Below are 577 nucleotides of genomic sequence, written 5' to 3'. Positions count from 1 at the left end.
GATCTCAAAAAAAGCGTTGACGGGATAACGGTTCTTGACGATGCTTTAAAAGGAAAAGGCGGCGACGCGATTCGCGCCTTTTACGAAGAATGCCACACTCCGTTTTTGCGGTTCTATGAATCTTTCATTGAGGAATACCAGTCAACGCTGAAAAAAATTAAAAATGCACTGAATTCCCTCGAACCGAATCACAACGGTTATATTTCGCAAGCCTTTCTCGATCACGATCTGGAGCAAGGCTTAAACGCGGCTGATCGAAAAACAAAAAACTTGGTATCCAAAGCCAACGCCACGATTGCGAAAGTCAGCCATTTTGTCGATCTACCGGATTTGAACGACAACGATTTTCACGAACACAATCGAAAAGCAATGAAAGACATCAATCAAACAATTGAGAAGCTGCATGCGTTTGACAGGGAGCAGACCAACGCTCTCAAAACCGCTGAAAACGATCTTGAGACGATGCAAAGATACATCACCAGACTTGAAAAAATGTACACAGGTCCTAAAATTGAAATCACCGGCTATCAAAAAGGTTCGATTTTAAAACCGGATGAGATGGATGCTTTGCGCGGGG

The 577-nt window shown here is 43.3% G+C and carries 1 protein-coding gene; it reads left to right on the top strand.

What is annotated here, in order from left to right; genetic code table 11:
* Nucleotides 1–577: ribonuclease YeeF family protein (locus BTR1S_RS21520; protein ID WP_174522864.1), on the top strand; the 577-nt coding region annotated here is incomplete at both ends.

The sequence above is a fragment of the Bacillus sonorensis NBRC 101234 = KCTC 13918 genome (genome assembly GCF_001592005.1).
GTDB classification, from domain to species: domain Bacteria; phylum Bacillota; class Bacilli; order Bacillales; family Bacillaceae; genus Bacillus; species Bacillus sonorensis.
Note: the sequence above shows the minus strand (reverse complement) of the source record. Positions and strands in the feature narration are given on the sequence as shown.